A 20807-nucleotide genomic window follows, 5' to 3' on the forward strand; every position below is an offset into this window, starting at 1 on the left:
CGTATCAATGTTCCTCTAAATATTTGAAAAGACCAAGTGAGGATGACCCAAAGAGACTGACCCTTTTGAGACATCCTCACTCAACTAAAAGAACTGTTGAATCAACTGTCTATCACATGTTTTCGCAAATACGAGCAAAAGAAGAATTCGTGTTTTTTAGGAGATAAGATTCAACGATTAGATATCCCATTTAAAAATATTTTTCAGTAATACAAATAATTCCTACTACTTTACTTATATGACTGAAACATAAGGCTTTCCTTCTTCTTTTTCACATACCTTTTCAATTTTATCAACAAACATCTGAAATACTTTTTTCTTTTCTTCCAGTTCTTTTATGGATTCTTTCAATTGGCTTACTTTTTGTTCGAAGGGCTTATGATAGAGATCGCGTATGTCTCGAATAATTTCATCATTAATAGTAGATTGTACTACTTGTTTAGTAATATTGAATTTATAAGAATAAACTTGAAGTTCACGTTTAACTTCTTCATATTCTTTTTCAATCACATTTAATAATTCACTAATTTCTTTTTTCCACTCGCTTAAAGCATTTTTTATGTGTGACTCCATCTTTCTCCCCCTCGAATATTCACAATATATCCCATAAAAAAACCACTTCTTAAAATATTACCAATGATTTTTTTCAGTTTTATTTCTAGGAAGTTACATAACAAATAAGTTTTGTTAAAAAGGGATAACAACTTAATTGAAACTTAAAAAGGATAAGGTATTATTGGTATAGACCAAAAATATAAAAAAACTGATCCGAAAAAATATTACTTTTCGAAACAGCTACTTTCTTAATTAATATTTACTATTTGATCTTCAAATTATTGTCAATTTTTCATAATTGGTGTTACGCGAGTATTCACTTATCATGATTTAGTTCCAAAGAATGATTTTGCTTTTTGAATATATTCACTTTCTTCTTCAGGTACATCATCTTCATAAAATATAGCCTTTACAGGGCAAACTGATTCACAAGCACCACAATCAATACATATATCTGGATCAATAAAATATTGATTATCACCTTTTGAAATACAATCTACTGGACATACATCTACACATTCCACTGCAAGCTCTTTTATGCATGGTGAAGTTATTACAAATGTCATTTTACATTACCTCCAAGATTGAGTATTTGGTTCCGTAAATATGTCTTTGTATCGGAAAATATCGCTTGTACATCAATATAATGTGCTAACATAAATAATTCTAAATTTTTTTCACGGTATCGTGCCATTTAATCTTTAAACCCTTCAATATTATTATTATATAAATCTTACATATATACCCAAGACATACTGTACACCTTTTAATATTTTGGAAGTCCATTATTAAAATTCACAAAGATATATCTCATCGTATAATCAAGATTCTTTGATTGTACGACATATAGTTTTTTAAAAAATAAACAGTAAGTGTCATAATGGAATGATGAGGTTATGAAAGGGAATGTATGGTTGAATTAGAGCAGGATCATGGGAGGACTATTTTTGTTCGTTTCACCTCAAAAACGAATTACGTTATAAAGATTTTATAACAGCTTAAATCCTTTGAATTATTAAATTATGAGTGATTTTTATGGGAATTATTATGTAGAAGTGAGTGATATGAACTTGTGGTATTCAAGAGAGAGAAAGCATTTTGAAATCTCCCTGAAGTAACAGTTATGTTTTATTTATGAAATACGACCTTATATTAGTGATAAAGACATAAATAGAATCTATTGAGTTAATTAAATATGAAATAGATAACGAAATTCTGCCATTTATGCAGAAAACCTTGGTCCGAAGTGCAGGCCAAGGTTTTTAGATAATTATATACCTTTGTGATATGGCTAATCAAAAGCAAATGGGCCAACTCTCACATTGCAATCAAGTATATGAAGGTTGTTTATCAATTCTTAGCTAGATAATTTTGCGAGTGTCCTCTAATCTTATTTCGAGTTCTTTGTATTCACACAAATGGGTTCAGTTACTATCTTCCTTAATTGGTGCCTTAGTTGATTATTTTAAAGGTGATTGAGTAATCTGAGAAAGCTTGTCATTAATTTCAAAAATTTTCATATTCGCATTTGTGATTCCGAAACCACTCAATCTTTTGGTATGTTTCTCTACATATTTTTCAGCATCTTCTTTAGTCTCAAAAATATAAATTCCGCCTGCTTCATTCGATTGCTGATTCTCTGTCCATATTTTCCAAAGAAAACCTGGTTCTTCATTGATACTTTTAGCTAAATCAGAATAAGCATCTGCCATTTCATCCCCATAAGGTCCTTCATGTTTAAAATCAACTTGTAATAAGTATGCCATTTTCCAATCTCCTTTTTATGTGAAAGTTACTAAAAATACTTATTTCCAAAAATGGGCTTTCCAATTTAAGTAAAGGTTAAATGATGTATTATTAAACCATCAAAATTCCCATTAATATTAATTTTTGAAAACATCATATTTATATACTTAGTATACTACATATAAAAAGTATATCAAATATAATGTATTTTTCGAAATTACTTATTTCTCATTCAATTACAAAAGCAAACCTTCTGTTACTAGGAATATTCAAAAGGAGATTGTACTCTTGCACACCAATCCTATCCTCTCAATGTCATTGATCTTTGTAAATTCTAAAGCATTAATTAATAATGGCTTACTATCTATCTGAAGGAGCAATATAAAGTGAAGCTTCAATCGGTTGGTATTTTACTACACGTTCATGCAAGATGCACTGCGTGAACGTACATTCTGGTGCTTTCGTTATTGTAGTTGTTATAATGGTATTATGCAGGAAAAATGTACAGGTGAAGGTGCTATTTTGCCAGTAAGTCTAACTTTGGGAATTGAATTTACTTTCAAAAGCAAAAAGCATTAGTGTTTTTAAGATGACGCTAGTGTAAAAGATTCGTTATTGAACGAATGCGTAAAAATTCAAAAATAAGGAGCGGTCATTATGAAACAGATAACGCCATATCTTAACTTTAGCGGAAATGCTAGAGAAGCATTAGATTATTACAAAGAGATTTTTGAGGGTGAAATCTTAGGTATTCAAACCTATGGTGAAGCAGACTTCCCAACGCCACCAGAAGCTGATGATCGCATTATTCATGCTCAATTTAAAAAAGATGATTTATTTTTCATGGTTTCGGATACATTTCCCGGTAATTCAGTTGAAACCGGAAATCACATTTCATTGACAATTGAGTTAGAGAATGAAGCAGAAATTCAAAAAATTTATGAACGACTAATACAAAAAGGTACTGTCATTATGGAGCTACAAGACACTTTCTGGGGAGCAAAATTTGCAAAAGTAAAAGACTCATTCGGTATAATTTGGGATCTTAATTATACCCAAACTTAAGTAAAGTTTACTTCCATGAAAGTGTTGTCCAGGATATTCCACTGTTGATTTGAAAGTGGAGTTCACATAAAAAACATTTTAATATATAGCCCCTATGCAAGAAATACAAACTCATATTTACATGACTTTGTATTTCTTGTTCTACCCATTATGGGATATCCTTATTTTACGGATTTAGCAACAAAGTTCTATTAATCCGTAACTTCCACATTAATCTAATCAAATATTTTCATTTCCTTTACAAAACCTACTTGTCCCTTCATATTTCCTTAAAAAAGCCATGTTATTCTAAAAAAAACAAGAGGGGGTTTTAGTTTTGCGACATCCTTCCGCTTTGATCCTTACAGCCCATTATGGGAATGGCCATCTCCAGGCTGCTAATGTCATTGCAAGAGAACTTAAACAAAAAGGATTCGATCCTATTGTATCTGATTTATTCGGTGAGTCTTATCCTGCATTCTCTACATTTACCCAATCATTACTTGTTAAAAGTGTTTCTTATAGACCCTCTTTTTACAAATGGTTTTATTATGGGACGAAAAAAGTAAATTCTAAAGGACTCTCTCAATTTTCTCGATATTTAGGTCGAAAAAGGTTGCAAGAACTTATTAACGAACATCGTCCCTATTTTATTATTACTACTTTCCCTCTTCATGCGGCACCTTTTCTTAGCAAAAGAGCTGGATTTCTCATTCCAACTTACACGATCATAACGGACTATTGCATTCATCCTTATTGGATGAATCCATTAATCGATCATTACTTTGTAGCTTCCGAATCGGTTAAAAGCACTTTATTAAATCAAAACATTCAGGAAAAATGTATTACAGTAAGCGGGATACCCATTCGTCCAGAATTTGAAATGTTTTTTGATAAGAGAGTTTTCTACCAAAAATACCATCTCAACCAGAATAAAAAAGTCATTACGGTGCTTGCAGGAGCCCTAGGCGTTTTAAAAAACGTAAAAGAACTTTGCCAGCTTCTAGTGTGTAATCCTTCCTATCATATTGTGGCAGTTTGCGGAAAGAACAAGAGTTTGTACGAAAAGCTTCTGCCGCTTGCTCTTCGGTTTCCCGAGTCTTTTCGTTTATTCGGATATGAAGAAAAGGTCCATGAGCTTATGGCAATATCTGATTGCCTTATTACAAAACCAGGAGGTATAACCCTTACTGAAGCCACAGCATTGCAAATTCCTTTAATTCTTTATAATCCTGTGCCCGGACAAGAAGGGGAAAACGCCCGGCATTTTGAGGAAAATGGTGCGGCTCTTGTTTCCCATACTATATTGGAAACGGTTAAGCAAGTACATGAGTTATCAAGTAATGAAGAATTGGCGAGAAGGATGAAAAAGGCACTACATATAATTCATAAGTCACAATCTTCCACACTTATCACCGATTTTGCTATCAATCAGATCGAACAGCAAGATTTAATACTTCGCTGAGGAGGTATGGAAATGGATACAACTTCACATATTATCATTGGCTTAGGTTTAGGAGCTCTCTCACATATTGATCCAATGGTGGCTGACAATCCAACGTTATCAAACGCAGTTCTTATTGGTACAGTGATCGGTTCAAACGCGCCTGATTTTGATTATGTTTATAAATTTAAAGGAAATAGCAGCTATTATCGCCATCATAGAGGGTGGTCGCATTCACTACTAGCACTACCACTTTGGGGACTCGCCGTTTCTGGATCTATATATTTCTTTTTTTCAGAAGTATCCTTTTCACATTTGTTTTTATGGACGTTTCTCTCTGTGATTTTACATGTCTTTTTAGATTTATTTAATGTGTATGGAACTCAAGTTATCCGTCCATTTTCTCCAAAATGGATTTCCTTTGATTCGATACCGTTAGTAGATCCGTATATTTTATACTTTCATATTATTGGATTTTTTCTTCTTCCTTTTTATGAAGCAGGAAGAGTTTTTATCATCATATACATGCTAATGTTTTTATATCTATTTCTTCGCACAATCTATGCCAGCTTCACCAAAAGATATTTGCAAGACCACTTTCAAAATGCAATTCGCATTAAACTCATGCCAAAAGCAAGGTTCCTTTATTGGGACTTGTTGATAGAAACTGAGGATGATTTTTTATTTGGTGAATATTCCAGAAAAAGTCTTATTATTGAACATACACTACAGAAAAAACAGATAGACTCTGAATTGATTTTGGAAAGCATGAATGACAGTCTTGTATCAGATTTTCTTTCGAGCACAAATTTCGCCTATCCTTTTGTCCAGAAAAAGAAAAATGGAACCTTTGTTTACTGGAAAGATCTCCGTTTTCGCAACAATAAATTTTTTCCTTATCTAGCTGTTGTGTTTATTTCCACTGAATTAAAATGCAAGGATTCCTATACGGGGTGGGTTTATTCTTTGAAAAAATATAAAAAGGTTTTGAGGAAATTAGAGAATGCTTCAACTTCTTCTTATGATGGAAAGAAGAAATCCTACTTAGAGGGGTGACTGCTGAATAAGTGACTTTTTAGAAAAAATAAAGATGTGTAGAAGGAAAAATGAGCCTTAGAAACGATTCTAAAGGCTTATTTTTTTAGTTTATATGTCATTTTTAGAGATACTTTAGGTGTCATCTATTGAAAGCCGGTCTCTTCAATTTATGAAAGTTAAGTAAAGCTGCTTGATGCTTTCCTCCTATAAGAGGATATAATGCACTTGTTAAAAAGCAGTACTGTTGAAAAAATTCATTGTTATAATAATAGTTTTTTATAAAGACCAGCAATAGTGTTCAAAATGAATTCTGGGATTTTCTTTGGGAAATAACGCTTTTTGTAAAAGCGGTAGAACGCTCTTTCTAAATCACCCCACTGCCTGCATGTTTTATTTTGTCTAAATCGAGCTACGTCGATTATTTTGATTTCTTTATCCGATGTGAGAAAGATGTTTCGCAAATGTATATCAGATGGATTTAACCCTTCTTGTCTAGCTAATCGTAAAGCACGGTTAACTTCTTTTACATGATCTTCGGAAATGGATATACCCTTTGTTAAACATTCAAAAAACGTTTCCCCCTCTATATAATCAATGACTAAGTAATTGGAACCAGCTTCAGTTAAAGATGGAAAGTAAGGAATATGTTGAATCTTTCTGTATATATTGGCCTCTTCCATAGCGATATGTACGTAATTGGGGTAAAATACCTTTATTGCTTTATTTGATTGTTGTATTCTGAATACGTACGCACTTCTACCCTTTCCAATTAACGTTAATGTTTGATCATAATCGAGGAGTACTTGCATCTTTTTAGCAGATTTTATTTGCACACTGGCGGCAAGTTCATTATATTGAATAAAAGACAGCTCCTTTCTATCGCTAGTTGTTAAGAATATTAAAAAAGACGCACTAACCGATTACCTAATTACAACGTCTTAAAAATTTGGTGAGGTTTCTCAGCAACTCATGTAAGCTATCAATAAATCCAAGATTAAAAACCTGGATTGGCGACTTTACTGCCCCCTCTATATATGGAAGTGAAATAGATTTTATATTATTTTCTTCATCGTAATATCTTCTACTTGCTACGTCAAATAGAACATTCTTTTTGCATATCTATTTATTTTTTACAGAGAATAATAAACGAGGCTGTCCAAAACTATATTTTTTGGACAGCCTCGTTTTTATACTAGTAGATGTTGTTCAAAAGATCCGGACAAGATTCCTCAAAAAGAAGATTTTTTTTATAACAGCCATTATTATCCCAAACGGATTTAGTATGACCATTTAACTAATTGTTTACAAGTCAAAAACGGAATGTAATACTAAAGCAGGACTGTCTATTGTTTGATGATGAAATTTATCATTTTTAGAATGTATTCGATAGCTGATTTGTAACAATTCCTTATTATCAATACTAGGGGGTGAATCCAGGATGCAGCATTTGATGTATCTTCTAGGACATTTTGGGTACTTTGGTATCATAATAGCTTTAATGGGAGGGATAATAGGACTTCCAATACCAGATGAGGTTCTTTTAACATATATAGGTTATTTAGTTTTTAACGATCAATTGTCCTACCTTGTTTCTTTGGTAAGTGCAGTAACAGGTGCAATCGGTGGTATTTCGATTAGTTACCTTTTAGGGATTAAATTAGGTTTGCCGTTTTTAAGGAAATATGGACCAAAGTTTCATCTTACTGAGAAAAGGATTAATAAAACGAAGGTATTTTTTTTGAAATTAGGACCTTTTCTCCTATTTATCGGCTATTTTATTCCCGGAGTCCGTCATGTTACCGCTTATCTAGCTGGTATAAACGGTCTTTCCTATAAAAAATTTGCTTTGTATGCCTATACTGGAGCCATTGTATGGTGTTTTACCTTTATTACTTTAGGGACAAAGCTCGGGAAGGAATGGAAAAAAATCGAATTTTTTCTAGCGGAATATAGCATTTACGTTATTATACTTGGTGTCGTTCTTAGTTTAATTATTACATATGTATATTGGAAGAAGTACAAAAATAGTGGAAGATTTGTGTAATCGCATTTAAATTACTTGAAATCTTGTATTTCGATTGTCCTTTATAAGGGGATACCAAAAAAAGTGTAGTAAAGTAAAGGTTTGATAATCAATTGAGTAAATGAAGCTGTTTGTTAAAAAACGAAACACACAGCTTCATTTGGTAGTTGCACTTTATTAACAAGATTTCTTGGAGTTATATCCTCGTTCTCCATACGGTTGAAGATGTTCTAACCATTTATTCTCTAATTCTAACAATGCTTCTTTTTCGTTAAAATATGGGTCGTCTTTCTTTTTGAGTGTTTCCAATATGTCGATACTGAAAGCGGAGTTTTCAAATTGCGTCCATTCTTCTTGAAGCACTTTGTTATTATGTGTACCTGTTTCCAGAGTGAATTTTACCCCGTTTAACGTTTTAAAATTTCTAGTACTTCCGATAAAAATCTTTTCATTTTTAATATTTTTAATTTGGTAAATGCCAGCTTCGATTGGTGTCTCTTTATATAGCTGCTTTAGTTCCTTTTTACGATCCATTTGTATTCACTCGCATTCTTTCGTTATTTTTTTAGCCAATATTGGCTCCCATCTGACTTTCGATCTAAAAAACCGTATTCGATTAAATATCTTCTGATTATGACATAATCATCATACATTTCATTTAAAAGCTGATTCATTTCCTTTTCAGTATAGATCATATTACTTTCGAATCGTTTTGTGATTTCCCGAAGAACAATCAGTCGTTGTTTTTCTTTCGGAGGAAATTTCTTTAAACGTCCACTTAACCCTTCAGGTAAAAACTTCTTAATAGTTTCTTGTTGTTCCTTTTCCGTAACAGCGTATCGATCATCGACCATTTCGGCTGTTTTATGTGGCGGGATAAAGGCAGGGGCATATTGATCTTTTTCTTTTAGTAATTCCATGATTGCTAAAAAGGTCTTTGCTTGACGTTCCTTCTCTTTCAACGCAAAACGGTGATGCCTAATCGTAGAGGTACTTCCAATACCCATCTCACCTTGAACCTCTTTATCACTTTTCCCCTGATAAAATAGATGAAGGAGATGATTCTGATGGTCTGTAAGACCTGTCAATTTCTTATCAAGTCCGATTAAGTATTTAAATACTGATTGGTGGGTACTTTCGATATGAATACGCATGAACCTTTCAGCTTCATGAAGAATACCCCCGTGAGGGTAAATAATCCCTTTCTCAATATTCTCACCGCATAACAGGCATCTATAAGAATCAGACTCTTGAATATACCCCCGTTTAAGTTCTTCTAATGACGCGTTCCAAAAGTAATCTGAAATATCCATGATTTAAACACACCCAATCGAATTTTGGTTATCTGCAAACAAATTTAAAATTTGTTTACCCTTCAACAAACATAATAATATAAAGTTTGTATAAAATCAATAAGTTTTGCTCAAATAGGATTATTATCACTCTTTATTGGTAAAAACATATTTTATAGAGAATTAGAAAAAAGGAGGCCCTTTATGAATACTGAATTAATAAATCATATGGATGCAAATAACTTGAGAAGACCGTTTGGGTTTGGAGGTTTTGGACACGGATTTGGTGGATTTGGAAGATTTAGAAGGCCGTTTGGGTTTGGATTCGGTAGACCTTTCGGCTTTGGATTCGGAGCTCCTTTTCTCGGAGGATTGGTTGCTGGTTCCTTATTAAGCGGCCCTTATTACGGTGGGTACGGCTATCCGTATGATAGTGGGTACGGCTATCCGTATGATGGTGGGTATCAATACTATGGCGATCCGAACTACCCATATTATTAATCAAATGAGAGCTGTAAGGTATGTATCCAATGATCATTAGAAAATACTGATTGTTTGACTATATTTAAATAATAAAGAGGCTGACTCACGAATCAGCCTCTTATGCTTGCAATGAAATTAGTAAATGCGCAGATTTGTCAATTGATTAGAACAGTATCTTACATAAGAATAACGATTAAGGAACAGGTCGGTGATTTACTATTAAAAATGTTTGTTATACGATTTTATCATAAGCTCGATATGCGACGATTACCATAATTATAGTACCTATAAGGTATAATACAGTACCTCCCAATGTAAAAAGCCTTCCGATCAATGTTTCTTTTGCTTTTAAAAATTGGCCATTATTCATCATGGCCATCCCTGTTGATGCCTATCTCCAATCTATGCAGCATAGAAAATTAGGTTCTATAATTATTTTTTAAGAATGTATGATGAAAAAACGTCGTTCGCTTATTTTTATTTTATAGAAGCTTCTCACCAAATAACGAACCCATCAATGCTACAGCAGTAACCGCAGTTTTATTCTTCTCATCTAAAATTGGATTGACTTCGACGAATTCTGCTGACGTTATGATGTTTGCTTCTGCCAACATTTCCATAGCTAAATGGCTTTCCCTATAAGAAATGCCTCCCATAACTGGTGTTCCGACTCCTGGGGCATCGGTTGGGTCAAGACCATCTAAATCTAGTGAAAGATGAACATGATTTGTTCGGCTTCTAAAGTGTTCAATTGTTTCTTCAATCACTTTTGTCATGCCGATTCGATCTATCTCATGCATCGTATACACTTTGATCCCCTTTTTTATTATTAACTCTTTTTCCCCTTCATCCAATGCGCGAGCACCGATAATCACAATGTTTTCAGGCTTGACTTTAGGCGCGTACCCACCAAGATGTGTTAGTGCAGGATGTCCAAATCCTAGACTCGCAGCTAGCGGCATTCCGTGAATATTACCTGAAGGTGATGTTTCGGCCGTATTCAAGTCACCGTGTGCGTCATACCAGATGACGCCAAGATTTTCATAATGTTTAGAGACACCAGCAAGCGTTCCAATTGCAATACTATGATCGCCGCCAAATACTAATGGAAAAGATCCATTTTCAATTGCTTTATGTACCTCTTTGGCTAAAAGTTCATTCTTTTCGGCTATTAATTCTAGGTTTCGTAGCTTTGAATCTTGATCAATGCTCATTTCAGGTCGGCCAATATGAATATCTCCAGTATCATGGACTTCGTAATTCAAACCACTAAGCCTCTCTACCACGCCAGCATAACGAATGGCACTTGGTCCCATATCTACTCCCCGTCTCATTTGTCCCAAATCCATCGGCATCCCAATAATCGTAATTTTTTTATTCATCTTAATTCTCCTTATCAAACAAGCTTAGTCATAAAGACCATCATAATCGTTCGTAATAGAAAGAAATGAGGGAGAAATTAATATATGCATTCTCCCCCATTTCTTTAGGGCTATATTGAATGGGAATGGTACTTCATTGATTGATTAATAAATTATTCGATTTTACTCTAGTTTAATCCTTCTTGAAAACCATTTATTTTGAAAGAACACTTTGGATTTTGGCAATAGCCCAATCAAGCTCTTCTTGTGAAATCACTAAAGGAGGAGCAAATCGTATAACTGTATCATGTGTTTCTTTACATAATAGTCCCGCTTCCATCAACCTCTCACAAAAAGGACGTGCAGATTCCGTTAACTCAAGTCCAATGAATAAACCTTTACCGCGTACTTCGTTAATGATTGGATTTTCAATTTCTTGGAGTTTTTCTTTAAAATATACTCCTAACTCCAATGAACGCTCAGATAGTTTTTCTTCCTCTAAGACTTCAAGTGAAGCTATTGAAACAGCGCATGCAAGTGGATTTCCTCCAAATGTTGAACCGTGTGATCCCGGATTGAATACGCTGAGAATATTTTTATTTGCCGCTACACATGAAATCGGGAATACGCCTCCACCTAGTGCTTTTCCTAAAATATACATATCGGGGGTAACATTTTCCCAATCACATGCAAACATCTTTCCAGTCCGGCCAAGACCAGATTGGATTTCATCTGCGACAAATAATACCTGATTTCTATTACAAACTTTTTCAACTTCCTGTAAATAACCATCTGGTGGGATGATAATACCCGCTTCACCTTGGATTGGTTCAACGATAAAAGCTGCCGTTTGCGGGGTGATTGCTGCCTTTAGTGCCTCGATATCTCCGTATGGAATCAGTTTAATTCCCTGCAGTAAAGGGCCGAATCCTCTTCTGTATTCTGACTCTGAAGAAAGTGAAACAGCCGTCATCGTCCTTCCATGGAAATTTCCGATACAAGCAATAATTTCTGCTTGGTTTTCTGCAATGCCCTTCACATCATATGCCCAGCGTCTTGCTGCTTTAATTGCTGTTTCCACTGCCTCAGCACCCGTGTTCATTGGTAGAATCATATCTTTTCCAGTTAATTTTGCGACTTTTTCATAAAACGGTGCAAGCTGATCATTATGAAAGGCTCGTGATGTTAAAGTTAATTTATCTGCTTGTTTTTTTAGCGCTTGAATAATCTTAGGATGTCTGTGCCCTTGATTCACCGCCGAATAAGCACTCAACATATCCATGTAACGCTTACCTTCTGGATCATTTACCCATACACCTTGTGCATATGAAATCACAATTGGCAGCGGATAATAATTATTGGCACCATATTCAGAAGTTTTTTGAATTATTTCTTCTGATTTCGAACTCATTTCTTCATTCCCCCTTATAAAATTGCTTCTAGTTAATGTTTATACAAGATATTGGCTCAACTGTAGCACTTTCTTTATTTTTTATTTGCTGAAAACTGTCACATGTCATGTCTTATTTATATAGTAATTAACATAGGAAATTTCATTACGAAAAGGTGAAGAAATGAAATTTATATTTATGTACGTAGCGTTAAATATTAGTGGATTGGAATAATACTCTTAAATATAAAATTATTTATTTTTTGCTATTTTGGGATTGAGAATATATTATATATTCTATCGAGGTGGTTATTGAAATAAAAGATTCCTTAGAATAAGTTAAATCCTTATTATTGAAGGGTTTTTCACCTTTGTTCCTTCTTAATATGATTTACAAAAAAAAGAGTCAGACCACGTTCTCTATACACAGCGCTTGTGGTACTAACTCCCAATTTGAGCTGTGTATTTTGATTGCGGGTCTGACTCTTACCTTATTAGATACTTTGATCTTTTTATTTTAATTCTTCTATAGAATTAATATCGACATATTTTGGTACAACTAAGCCCGTCTTCGTTCCTTTAAGGTTGGGTCCTAGGTCAACGAAATTATTTTTATAAGTATTATAATATTCGAGATGGGTACTTGGTAGCCACGCACTAACGGCTGCATCGGCACTGCCATTGGCAATACCAGCAAACATTGGTCCCACTTCAACTTGACTTAATGTAACCTTGTATCCATTTTGCTCAAGAACTTTGCCAATCACATTTGTACTGGCTATTTCTGTGTCCCAGGCAACATAGACAAGTTTGATACTTTCACCATTTCCTGTTTGAGCACCTTTTGTCCATTCAGCTACTTTATCTTGATTCGCATTGATCCATTTTTCAGCAGCTTTAGATGGGTCCATACCTCCAGTAACATCAACCATCACCTCTTCCATATCACTTGTTTTCCAAGCAAATTGATCAAGAATGGTATAAGCGCCCGGTGCATCTTGTTGGAGTCCTTTTCTAACGATTGTATTAATGTTTTCGGCCCCACCATAAGAATTATTTGGGTCTTCGAGATATTTCAAATCGTATGTTGAGAACATCCAATGTGGTGACCATCCAGTAACAATGATTGGTTCTTTCTTATTATAAGCTTTCTTCAATTCTGCAACCATTGCCGCCGATGACCCTTCAACAAGTCGCCAATCATCCAATCCGTATTTTTCTATTGCATCCCTAGACTGATTCATTATTCCAGCCCCAGGTTCAATACCGATAATTTTATAATTCGTTTGCCCACCAATACTGTTTGGATCTCCTTTCACAGCATTTTCCTTTGTAAAGGTACCAAATAATGCTACGATTACCACAAGTACAGCTAAAATTGATATGACAATTTTTCGGCTAATAATATGCTCATACGCTGGTTTACGCAAGTTCTGCGTAATACGATCGAGAATAATTGCAATGAAGACTATGGATAATCCAGCTTCAAAGCCTTGACCTACATTTATTTGACTTACAGCTCTGTAAACATCTGCTCCAAGTCCAGGTGCTCCAACTAATGAAGCAGTAACAACCATTGATAGAGCAAGCATGATACTTTGGTTAACTCCTGCTAAAATCGTTGGGGTTGCCAATGGTAATTGGACCTTAAATAATTTTTGACTACTAGTCGAACCAAATGCATCCGATGCTTCTATTAGATCTTTAGGTACTTCTTGAATTCCAAGATTGGTCATGCGGATTGTCGGTGCAATCGCGAAAATGAACGAAGCGATAATCCCGGGCACGACGCCAATTCCAAAAAATAAGATGGATGGAATTAAATAAACAAATGCAGGCATTGTTTGCATAAAATCTAAAATGGGTGTAATAATTTTTCTCACTGTGCTACTTTGCGCACACCATATTCCGATTGGTATCCCAATCAGTATGGTGAGAAATCCTGATAATATTACGATTGCAAGTGTTTGAATACTTGATTCCCAATAACCAAGGTTATCAATCAATAGTAAGCTAATTAACGTAAAGATTCCTAAAGGCCATCTACTTGTATATGCAACCAAAAGGGTAAAGACAATAATTAATACGATAGAAGGTCCTACACTCATTACATCCACTAGGAAATTTAATAGCCCCTCAATCGCACTGGTTATAAGAGAAAATAATCCAGCAAATGCAATCGTTATCCAATCCACTAGAGAATCTACCCAAGCTCCTAGGGGAATTTTCGGCATATTCATTTAATCAATCACTCTCCATCTCGTTCAAAGAATCTTTATTACCCGCTAAAGCACCTATTACAGCTCCACGAATAATAATTCCTTTAATTCTATTCTCTGCATCTATGACCGATATCGGCAGACTTGAGGTTGCCATCACGTCCATAAGATCTACAAGTAATGCATCTTCTGTAACGGTTGGGATATCAGTTGTCATCACTTCAGAAATGGATTGATTCTGATCAATTGCCTGACGTGCTTCTTCGGCAGTCAACGCCCCTAATAGCTTCTGCTTACGATCCACAACAAATATGCTGGAATATCCTTGTTTTCGCATAATTTCCAGTGCAACCCTTGGTCCTCGGTCTACACCGATTTTCTCTGGACGTTTCATAACATGTGATGCCGTTAATACTTTGGATAAGTCCACATCTTCAACAAATTTTTCAACAAATTCATTTGCAGGATTCATCATTATTTGTTCAGGTGTGCCTAACTGAATGACACTGCCATCTTTCATCAAGGCAATTCTGTCACCTATTCTTAACGCTTCATCAAGGTCATGAGTAATAAAAATAATCGTTTTTTTGTATTGCTCTTGTATCTCGAGTAATTCATCTTGCATGTCTTTACGAATTAATGGATCGAGTGCACTAAAAGCTTCATCCATCAATAAGACATCTGTGTCGCTAGCGAGTGCCCGTGCAAGACCTACCCTTTGTTGCATTCCACCACTAAGCTGTGATGGAAGCTGGTTTTCATACCCTTTTAAGCCAACGACTTCAAGCGCATTCATCGCCTTTTCTTTACGAACATTGGGATCTACTTTTTGAATTTCGAGCCCATATTCGGTGTTTTCCAAAATCGTTTTATGAGGAAATAGTGCAAAATTTTGAAAGACCATGCTTATTTTCTTTTGCCTTACTTCTCTTAATCGATTTGCGTTCATCTTCACAATATCTTCATTTTCAATCAAGATTTCTCCAATTGTTGGATCAATCAATCGATTAAACATGCGAATTAGAGTGGATTTCCCACTTCCTGATAACCCCATAATAACGAAAATTTCACCGGGGTAAATTTCGAAATTAATATTATTAACCCCGACAGTTTGACCTGTTTCTTTCAAAATTTCCTTTTTTGATTTGCCTTGCTTCAATAAATCAATGGCTGCTTTTGGAGATTTTCCAAATATTTTCGAGACATTCCTGACTTCTACATACGGATTCATCAAGTCACCTCATTCTAATAGTTGCCCATATCGTATTCAGTTTTGCCGAATTTTTCTCGTTTTATGATGATTAATCATAAAACGTGCAAGCGCCTATATGAAACTTCGACTAGGAATTGCTACATCCATTCAGACGTCGAAGTCAGCACACACGAGATAATAGAAGAAGCGCTAAGTGCCACCTCCTTATGTCTCCTTCGTTCTGACCCACATGTTTCGATTAATATTTCGAATAAGGAATACCGCGTCTTTTGGAATGACGAACTCAGGGGATCCTGTGCTTGCCGTCAAGGCTTTGCTTGACGCGACTCGAGAGGTCAGCTGCTTGCGCTAGACACCAAAATTGAAAAAAAGATTCCCGTAAGCAATTTTTGCTTTAAGTAAGTTTGTGATTAAATGAGCATTTCGAGTAGGGAAAAGAGGTACAATCACAATTGAGGAAACTAGCAGATACAGCATACATCAACTGATATATAATGGTTATTTTTACTCCCAAGGTTTTACTTAGTCCATAATTTACTAATTGTGTAACCCGGAAGTACTTGTTTACCTTAACAAAAAGTGAATAAAGATTCAAACGAAGAGGGTCGGAAATTAAAAAATACTTATATTTTGTATAAAACAAGACCTAAAACCAATCAAAAAGACTTCTGTAAAAGAAAAAACAACACCTTAAATGTGCTGTTTCTAAATTTTTCATATTCAATAGACTATTAGTTATTTATCTCGCATTAACGGGCAGTATTTCCCTAGCCTCAAGGCTTAGAGGAATCAAAGAAGCGTAGGTGGGAGATAACTGCCCGTAAAAGCCCGATGGAGGTTTCACTTTATATTTTTTTATACACTACATTTATACACTACCTATGTAGTTTTTTATTAAATATCTTTAAAGTGAATCCCAAAGAGCTGCAACTTTTGTTTGTTTTTGTTCTTTTTTCAGCGTTTCAATTGTTTTTATTTTTTCTTGTGCTGATTTTATCAGTGTTTGGTATTCAATAAAAATAGATTTCATGTCTTGGGGGATAACTATTGCATACGGGAATATCGGTTTCTCATCCAGATATTTATTTCCACTTTCGATCCACGCTTTATATTTATGCTGCCCGATAGCAGATGAAACATTTATAAATCCATCTTTGGAAAGAACAACTCCTAATTGCCCAAATATATATTTAATTGCTTTTTCAATATCATCAGGGATTCTGTTATTTTCATAATATGATCTATCCTGCTGATCATCTAAATGCCACCAAATAGTTTGATTATCGAGATGTTCATCAACTAAACTATCAGCATTTTCAATTAAAGCGTTAACTTCAGACTTTAATTCTTTGAGTCTTTCTTCTCCAATTTTTTCTGCTAATTCTGCATTTTCTTTAATTTCATTTCTGGCTGTATTTCCTATCCACTCTTTTACATATGGAACAGCTGCTCTTTTAAATCTTATTCTAACTTCTTCCATTTTATTAACCACACCATTGACAGCGCTTTCAAAATCAGAAATTGATATTTCGTGATTTTCGGACATTTAAATTACCTCCCTTATATGTTTAACATTATTGTATCACAATTCTGAAAATATGGACAATATTTTTCCTGAAATCTTATCTTAAATAATTAAATTCTAATTCCATCAGTTACGTACAATTGTTTAAGAAAAAGAGACCTTCAATCTTATTAAAAAGAAGGTCCATTCTAAAAAATTCACTTAAGCAAACCATGTTTATTCAAATATTCCTTTGCTATTAGTTGAGGAGCTATGCCATTTACGTTTACTTTATAATTCATGTCTCGCATTTGGGCATCGCTGATTTTCCCGGCAAGCTTATTTAACGCTTTGACAACTTCAGGATATTCTGTCACTGTTTTTTTTCTTAATAACGGAGCACCTTGATAAGGTGGGAATAAATGTTGGTCATCTTCTAAAACGATGAGCTGATATTGTTTTAACTCGCTATCTGTTGAATAAGCATCTACAAGATTGATATCCCCTTTTTCGATCGCAGCGTATCGAAGTTTTGGTTCCATAGTAACTAAATTTTCAAATGTGGTGCCATACAAATTTTGTATCCCAAGATAGCCATCTTCCCTGTCTGCAAATTCTAAAGTGAAACCTGCATTGATTTGCTGCTGCACATCCTTCAAGTCAGAAATGTTGGCAAGTTTATATGTATCTGCGGTTTTCTTAGGCACAGCCAGAGTATAGGTGTTGTTATAGCTCATCGGTTTCAACAATTCCATATCAAACGATTCACTCAATCCTTTTTTCGCTTGCTTGTATACTTCTGTCCGATCTGTACTAACTGCCGTTTCTTTCAAAAACTCGGAAATAGCTGTACCAGTAAATTCAGGATATATGTCAATGCTGCCTGATTTTAAAGCATTGAAGACAAAAGACGTTTTCCCTAGGCCGGGTTGTAATTCTACATGTAAATCTGTCTCATTTTCGATTAGCAACTTATACATATTAATTAAAATCTCTGGCTCTGCACCCAGTTTCCCGGCAATCACAATTGTTTTCGTCTGTTCTTTATCTTGAAATGCTAATGGTGCAATCGTTAGTAAGAAAAACGCAACAATAATCGCTCCAACTGCAGTAACCGTTTTTTTGAATGATAGATGTTCAACCTTTCGTAGTAGGACATCGAAAAAAATCGCCAGCAGTGCTGCAGGAACAGCACCCAAAATAATGAGAATCATATTATTTCGGTCGATCCCAAGCAAAATAATTTCGCCAAGACCACCTGCTCCGATGAGTGCTGCAAGTGTAGCTGTCCCAATAATTAATACCATTGCTGTTCGGATTCCTGCCGTTATAACAGGCAGTGCCAGTGGAAGTTCCACTTTTATTAACCGCTGCCAACTATTCATTCCCATTCCACTTGCCGCTTCAAGTAATGAATAATCAACTTCTTTAATTCCCGTATATGTATTTCTTATAATCGGAAGCAGTGCATAAACAATAAGGGCAATAATCGCAGGTACTTTGCCGATTCCAAACAGTGGAATTAACAGTCCTAGTAGTGCAAGAGATGGTATCGTTTGGAGAACAGCTGATATACCAATAATCGCTTCTGCTTGTTTTTGCTTTTTTGTCAAGTAGATCCCAAGAGGTATAGCTATTAAGGCAGAAAAAAAGAGGGCAATAAACGAAATTTGCATATGTTCAACAAGTGCGTGATATAGCTGTCCCTTCCTCTCGCTAAAAACATCTGTGAACCTATTCATGGCGTTGTCCTCTTTCTCCCATTTTATCTGCCAAATATTCAATGATAATTTGCCTGTTTATCATGCCAATTATCTCTCCATCCTTCTTTACAGGCAATTGTTCGTTAGCGATTAACCGAGCAAGTATATCTTGTAAAGAATAATCTACGGAGATGGCGTCTTCTAGGCTTGTAGAAACTCCATCAAATGGAAGAGACGCGATTTTTTCAAGATTAATGTTTTCCATTGTTCGTTCATTACGTGAGCCGACGAAATTACTTACAAAACGATTGACAGGATTATTGATAAGTTCTTCTGGTGTCGCAATTTGAATCGCTTTGCCTTCTTTCATCACACAAATCCGGTCACCAAGCTTAAGGGCTTCATTCATATCATGAGTAACAAAAACGATGGTTTTCTTAATCTTTCTTTGCAGATTAATGATATCATCCTGAAGCTTTTCCCTACTTATCGGATCGAGGGCACTAAATGGCTCATCCATAAGTATGATTTTGGGATCTGCGGCCAAAGCTCGGGCGACACCAATCCGCTGCTGTTGCCCGCCTGATAATTCCTGAGGTTTACGATTACGATATACATTAGGATCTAACCCAATCATGTTTAATAATTCATCCACACGATTTTGAATTTTTACTTTTCCCCACTTTTTTAATTCTGGTACAATGGCAATGTTTTCTCCATTCGTCAAATGTGGAAAAAGGGCAATCTGTTGTAATACATATCCGATATTCCAACGAAGTTCATTCACATCATACTTCGTTATTTCCTTGTTTCTAATCGTAATCGTTCCTTTCGTACAATCAATTAATCGATTCATCATCTTCAATGTCGTAGTTTTCCCACAGCCGCTCGGGCCAATTAATACAAAAAACTCCCCCTCCTTTATGGTTAGGTTAAGGTTATCGACCGCGAGTGTTCCGTCTGGAAACGCCTTTGTTACATTTAAAAATTGAATCATCGTATGGCTCCTTTTTTGTGCTTGTTCTGCTCTTTAAATTTTTAAAAACCTTATTCTTCAATCACATTCCCTTCAATAGGAATCGGGTGTTCTTTTAACAGATTGGCAAAATGGTAAAGATTATAAGCCATGATTCTCGCATGCTGTTTCGTAAATTTATTTTGATTTCCATTAGCTTCGATGAATGATGGTCCTGGGCCTGCTTCACCTACCCAATAAGTGTCAACATTGGGTGGAATTGTAAAACCTATATGGGACAGAGAGTAAATAATCGATCTAGAAACATGCTTAGCACCATCTTCATTTCCGGTTACAATCACTCCACCTACTTTATTATAATAAAGATATTGTCCTTTATCATTTGTTAAACTACTTCCCCCATATAATCTTTCAATTGCTATCGTTGCAACACTACTTTGTTCTCCAAGCCATATTGGTGACGCGATAATTAAGATATCTGCCAACTTTACTTTTTCGAAAATCTCTGGCCATTGGTCATCGGCATCAATCGCTTCATGTGTAATACCATAGCCAATCTTAAAATCAGCCAGTGTTAAGATTTCCGTTTCAATATCTTTACCATTGAAATAGGTAGTCACTTCTTTTACCAGTGCGAGTGTATTTGATTTTTCCGAGCTTTTTTTCAATGTACAATTAAGTACAAGTGCTTTAAGTGTCATGAACATTCCAACCCCTTAAGTATATGTTACTTCCCTATTTCCCCAACGTATTCTAAGGTAAACCTTTAGATAAAGACTATCGATAATTCACATCTTATCTAGATATATACTGCTA

At 35.0% G+C, this 20807-nt stretch carries 19 protein-coding genes; 5 read left to right on the plus strand and 14 right to left on the minus strand.

The window, feature by feature from the left end; genetic code table 11:
- Positions 1 to 234: 234 nt before the first annotated feature.
- The 3 genes from AC1MGI_RS15360 to AC1MGI_RS15370 form a co-directional block, all read right to left on the minus strand.
- On the minus strand, positions 235 to 573 hold the full coding sequence (locus tag AC1MGI_RS15360; protein ID WP_480345996.1) for a hypothetical protein: 339 nt from the start codon (positions 571 to 573) through the stop codon (positions 235 to 237).
- A gap of 305 nt (positions 574 to 878) precedes the next feature.
- Complete coding sequence (locus AC1MGI_RS15365) at positions 879 to 1121, minus strand: indolepyruvate ferredoxin oxidoreductase subunit alpha (RefSeq protein ID WP_480345997.1); 243 nt, start codon at positions 1119 to 1121, stop codon at positions 879 to 881.
- Positions 1122 to 2015: 894 nt separating this feature from the next.
- On the minus strand, positions 2016 to 2321 hold the full coding sequence (locus AC1MGI_RS15370) for a monooxygenase (protein WP_480345998.1): 306 nt from the start codon (positions 2319 to 2321) through the stop codon (positions 2016 to 2018).
- A 637-nt stretch (positions 2322 to 2958) separates the two neighbouring features.
- Between AC1MGI_RS15370 and AC1MGI_RS15375 the strand changes: the two genes are divergently transcribed.
- The 3 genes from AC1MGI_RS15375 to AC1MGI_RS15385 all read left to right on the plus strand — a co-directional run bounded on the left by AC1MGI_RS15375 (position 2959) and on the right by AC1MGI_RS15385 (position 5845).
- Positions 2959 to 3366: a VOC family protein gene (locus AC1MGI_RS15375; RefSeq protein WP_480345999.1), complete on the plus strand. Its 408-nt coding sequence runs from the start codon at positions 2959 to 2961 to the stop codon at positions 3364 to 3366.
- A gap of 316 nt (positions 3367 to 3682) precedes the next feature.
- Positions 3683 to 4810, plus strand: a complete 1128-nt coding sequence (locus AC1MGI_RS15380; RefSeq protein ID WP_480346000.1) for an MGDG synthase family glycosyltransferase — start codon at positions 3683 to 3685, stop codon at positions 4808 to 4810.
- Between the two features lie 12 nt (positions 4811 to 4822).
- On the plus strand, positions 4823 to 5845 hold the full coding sequence (locus AC1MGI_RS15385; RefSeq protein ID WP_480346001.1) for a metal-dependent hydrolase: 1023 nt from the start codon (positions 4823 to 4825) through the stop codon (positions 5843 to 5845).
- A 242-nt stretch (positions 5846 to 6087) separates the two neighbouring features.
- Here the strand turns inward: AC1MGI_RS15385 and AC1MGI_RS15390 are convergent, their stop codons facing one another.
- Positions 6088 to 6660, minus strand: coding sequence for a protein kinase domain-containing protein (locus AC1MGI_RS15390; protein ID WP_480346002.1), 573 nt, complete (start codon positions 6658 to 6660; stop codon positions 6088 to 6090).
- A gap of 605 nt (positions 6661 to 7265) precedes the next feature.
- On the opposite strand from AC1MGI_RS15390, the gene AC1MGI_RS15395 reads away from it, so the two are divergent.
- On the plus strand, positions 7266 to 7871 hold the full coding sequence (locus tag AC1MGI_RS15395; protein WP_480346003.1) for a DedA family protein: 606 nt from the start codon (positions 7266 to 7268) through the stop codon (positions 7869 to 7871).
- Between the two features lie 156 nt (positions 7872 to 8027).
- On the opposite strand, the gene AC1MGI_RS15400 is transcribed toward AC1MGI_RS15395, so the two are convergent.
- Together AC1MGI_RS15400 and AC1MGI_RS15405 are read right to left on the minus strand one after the other, a co-directional pair.
- The gene (locus AC1MGI_RS15400; RefSeq protein WP_480346004.1) at positions 8028 to 8384 is read right to left on the minus strand and encodes a GIY-YIG nuclease family protein; all 357 of its coding nucleotides are present in this window, start codon (positions 8382 to 8384) and stop codon (positions 8028 to 8030) included.
- A 23-nt stretch (positions 8385 to 8407) separates the two neighbouring features.
- Positions 8408 to 9163 (minus strand): DUF2087 domain-containing protein, encoded by a 756-nt coding sequence (locus AC1MGI_RS15405; protein ID WP_480346005.1) that lies wholly within the window; start codon positions 9161 to 9163, stop codon positions 8408 to 8410.
- Positions 9164 to 9346: 183 nt separating this feature from the next.
- On the opposite strand from AC1MGI_RS15405, the gene AC1MGI_RS15410 reads away from it, so the two are divergent.
- A complete protein-coding gene (locus AC1MGI_RS15410; protein ID WP_480346006.1) occupies positions 9347 to 9643 on the plus strand; it encodes a hypothetical protein in 297 nt (98 codons plus the stop codon).
- Positions 9644 to 10107: 464 nt separating this feature from the next.
- Here AC1MGI_RS15410 and rocF read toward each other — a convergent pair whose 3' ends face one another.
- The 8 genes from rocF to AC1MGI_RS15450 all read right to left on the minus strand — a co-directional run bounded on the left by rocF (position 10108) and on the right by AC1MGI_RS15450 (position 20692).
- On the minus strand, positions 10108 to 11007 hold the full coding sequence (gene rocF / locus AC1MGI_RS15415; protein ID WP_480346007.1) for an arginase: 900 nt from the start codon (positions 11005 to 11007) through the stop codon (positions 10108 to 10110).
- 193 nt (positions 11008 to 11200) lie between these two features.
- Positions 11201 to 12397: an ornithine--oxo-acid transaminase gene (locus AC1MGI_RS15420; protein WP_480346008.1), complete on the minus strand. Its 1197-nt coding sequence runs from the start codon at positions 12395 to 12397 to the stop codon at positions 11201 to 11203.
- A gap of 491 nt (positions 12398 to 12888) precedes the next feature.
- Positions 12889 to 14616: a glycine betaine ABC transporter substrate-binding protein gene (locus AC1MGI_RS15425; protein WP_480346009.1), complete on the minus strand. Its 1728-nt coding sequence runs from the start codon at positions 14614 to 14616 to the stop codon at positions 12889 to 12891.
- A gap of 4 nt (positions 14617 to 14620) precedes the next feature.
- Complete coding sequence (locus AC1MGI_RS15430) at positions 14621 to 15826, minus strand: quaternary amine ABC transporter ATP-binding protein (protein WP_480346010.1); 1206 nt, start codon at positions 15824 to 15826, stop codon at positions 14621 to 14623.
- 886 nt (positions 15827 to 16712) lie between these two features.
- A complete protein-coding gene (locus AC1MGI_RS15435) occupies positions 16713 to 17354 on the minus strand; it encodes a hypothetical protein (RefSeq protein ID WP_480346011.1) in 642 nt (213 codons plus the stop codon).
- Between the two features lie 176 nt (positions 17355 to 17530).
- The gene (gene opuFB / locus AC1MGI_RS15440) at positions 17531 to 19054 is read right to left on the minus strand and encodes an osmoprotectant update ABC transporter permease/substrate-binding subunit OpuFB (protein ID WP_480346012.1); all 1524 of its coding nucleotides are present in this window, start codon (positions 19052 to 19054) and stop codon (positions 17531 to 17533) included.
- Positions 19047 to 20012 carry an ABC transporter ATP-binding protein gene (locus AC1MGI_RS15445; RefSeq protein ID WP_480346013.1) on the minus strand — a complete coding sequence of 322 codons (966 nt, stop codon included), beginning with the start codon at positions 20010 to 20012 and terminating at the stop codon, positions 19047 to 19049. The genes opuFB and AC1MGI_RS15445 overlap by 8 nt, the downstream gene beginning before the upstream one ends.
- Positions 20013 to 20062: 50 nt before the next feature.
- Positions 20063 to 20692 carry a flavodoxin family protein gene (locus tag AC1MGI_RS15450; protein ID WP_480346014.1) on the minus strand — a complete coding sequence of 210 codons (630 nt, stop codon included), beginning with the start codon at positions 20690 to 20692 and terminating at the stop codon, positions 20063 to 20065.
- Between the last annotated feature and the right edge of the window lie 115 nt (positions 20693 to 20807).

Source organism: Peribacillus sp. BM1, from assembly GCF_056679975.1.

Bases quoted from the DNA above. Each gene is read 5' to 3' on its own strand.
- AC1MGI_RS15385 (WP_480346001.1), top strand. From the start codon at position 4,823: ATGGATACAACTTCACATATTATCATTGGCTTAGGTTTAGGAGCTCTC.
- AC1MGI_RS15395 (WP_480346003.1), top strand. From the start codon at position 7,266: ATGCAGCATTTGATGTATCTTCTAGGACATTTTGGGTACTTTGGTATC.
- AC1MGI_RS15365 (WP_480345997.1), bottom strand. From the start codon at position 1,121: ATGACATTTGTAATAACTTCACCATGCATAAAAGAGCTTGCAGTGGAA.
- AC1MGI_RS15450 (WP_480346014.1), bottom strand. From the start codon at position 20,692: ATGACACTTAAAGCACTTGTACTTAATTGTACATTGAAAAAAAGCTCG.
- AC1MGI_RS15360 (WP_480345996.1), bottom strand. From the start codon at position 573: ATGGAGTCACACATAAAAAATGCTTTAAGCGAGTGGAAAAAAGAAATT.
- AC1MGI_RS15410 (WP_480346006.1), top strand. From the start codon at position 9,347: ATGAATACTGAATTAATAAATCATATGGATGCAAATAACTTGAGAAGA.
- AC1MGI_RS15445 (WP_480346013.1), bottom strand. From the start codon at position 20,012: ATGATTCAATTTTTAAATGTAACAAAGGCGTTTCCAGACGGAACACTC.
- AC1MGI_RS15425 (WP_480346009.1), bottom strand. From the start codon at position 14,616: ATGAATATGCCGAAAATTCCCCTAGGAGCTTGGGTAGATTCTCTAGTG.
- AC1MGI_RS15435 (WP_480346011.1), bottom strand. From the start codon at position 17,354: ATGTCCGAAAATCACGAAATATCAATTTCTGATTTTGAAAGCGCTGTC.
- opuFB (WP_480346012.1), bottom strand. From the start codon at position 19,054: ATGAATAGGTTCACAGATGTTTTTAGCGAGAGGAAGGGACAGCTATAT.
- AC1MGI_RS15405 (WP_480346005.1), bottom strand. From the start codon at position 9,163: ATGGATATTTCAGATTACTTTTGGAACGCGTCATTAGAAGAACTTAAA.
- AC1MGI_RS15430 (WP_480346010.1), bottom strand. From the start codon at position 15,826: ATGAATCCGTATGTAGAAGTCAGGAATGTCTCGAAAATATTTGGAAAA.
- AC1MGI_RS15400 (WP_480346004.1), bottom strand. From the start codon at position 8,384: ATGGATCGTAAAAAGGAACTAAAGCAGCTATATAAAGAGACACCAATC.
- AC1MGI_RS15375 (WP_480345999.1), top strand. From the start codon at position 2,959: ATGAAACAGATAACGCCATATCTTAACTTTAGCGGAAATGCTAGAGAA.
- AC1MGI_RS15370 (WP_480345998.1), bottom strand. From the start codon at position 2,321: ATGGCATACTTATTACAAGTTGATTTTAAACATGAAGGACCTTATGGG.
- AC1MGI_RS15420 (WP_480346008.1), bottom strand. From the start codon at position 12,397: ATGAGTTCGAAATCAGAAGAAATAATTCAAAAAACTTCTGAATATGGT.
- rocF (WP_480346007.1), bottom strand. From the start codon at position 11,007: ATGAATAAAAAAATTACGATTATTGGGATGCCGATGGATTTGGGACAA.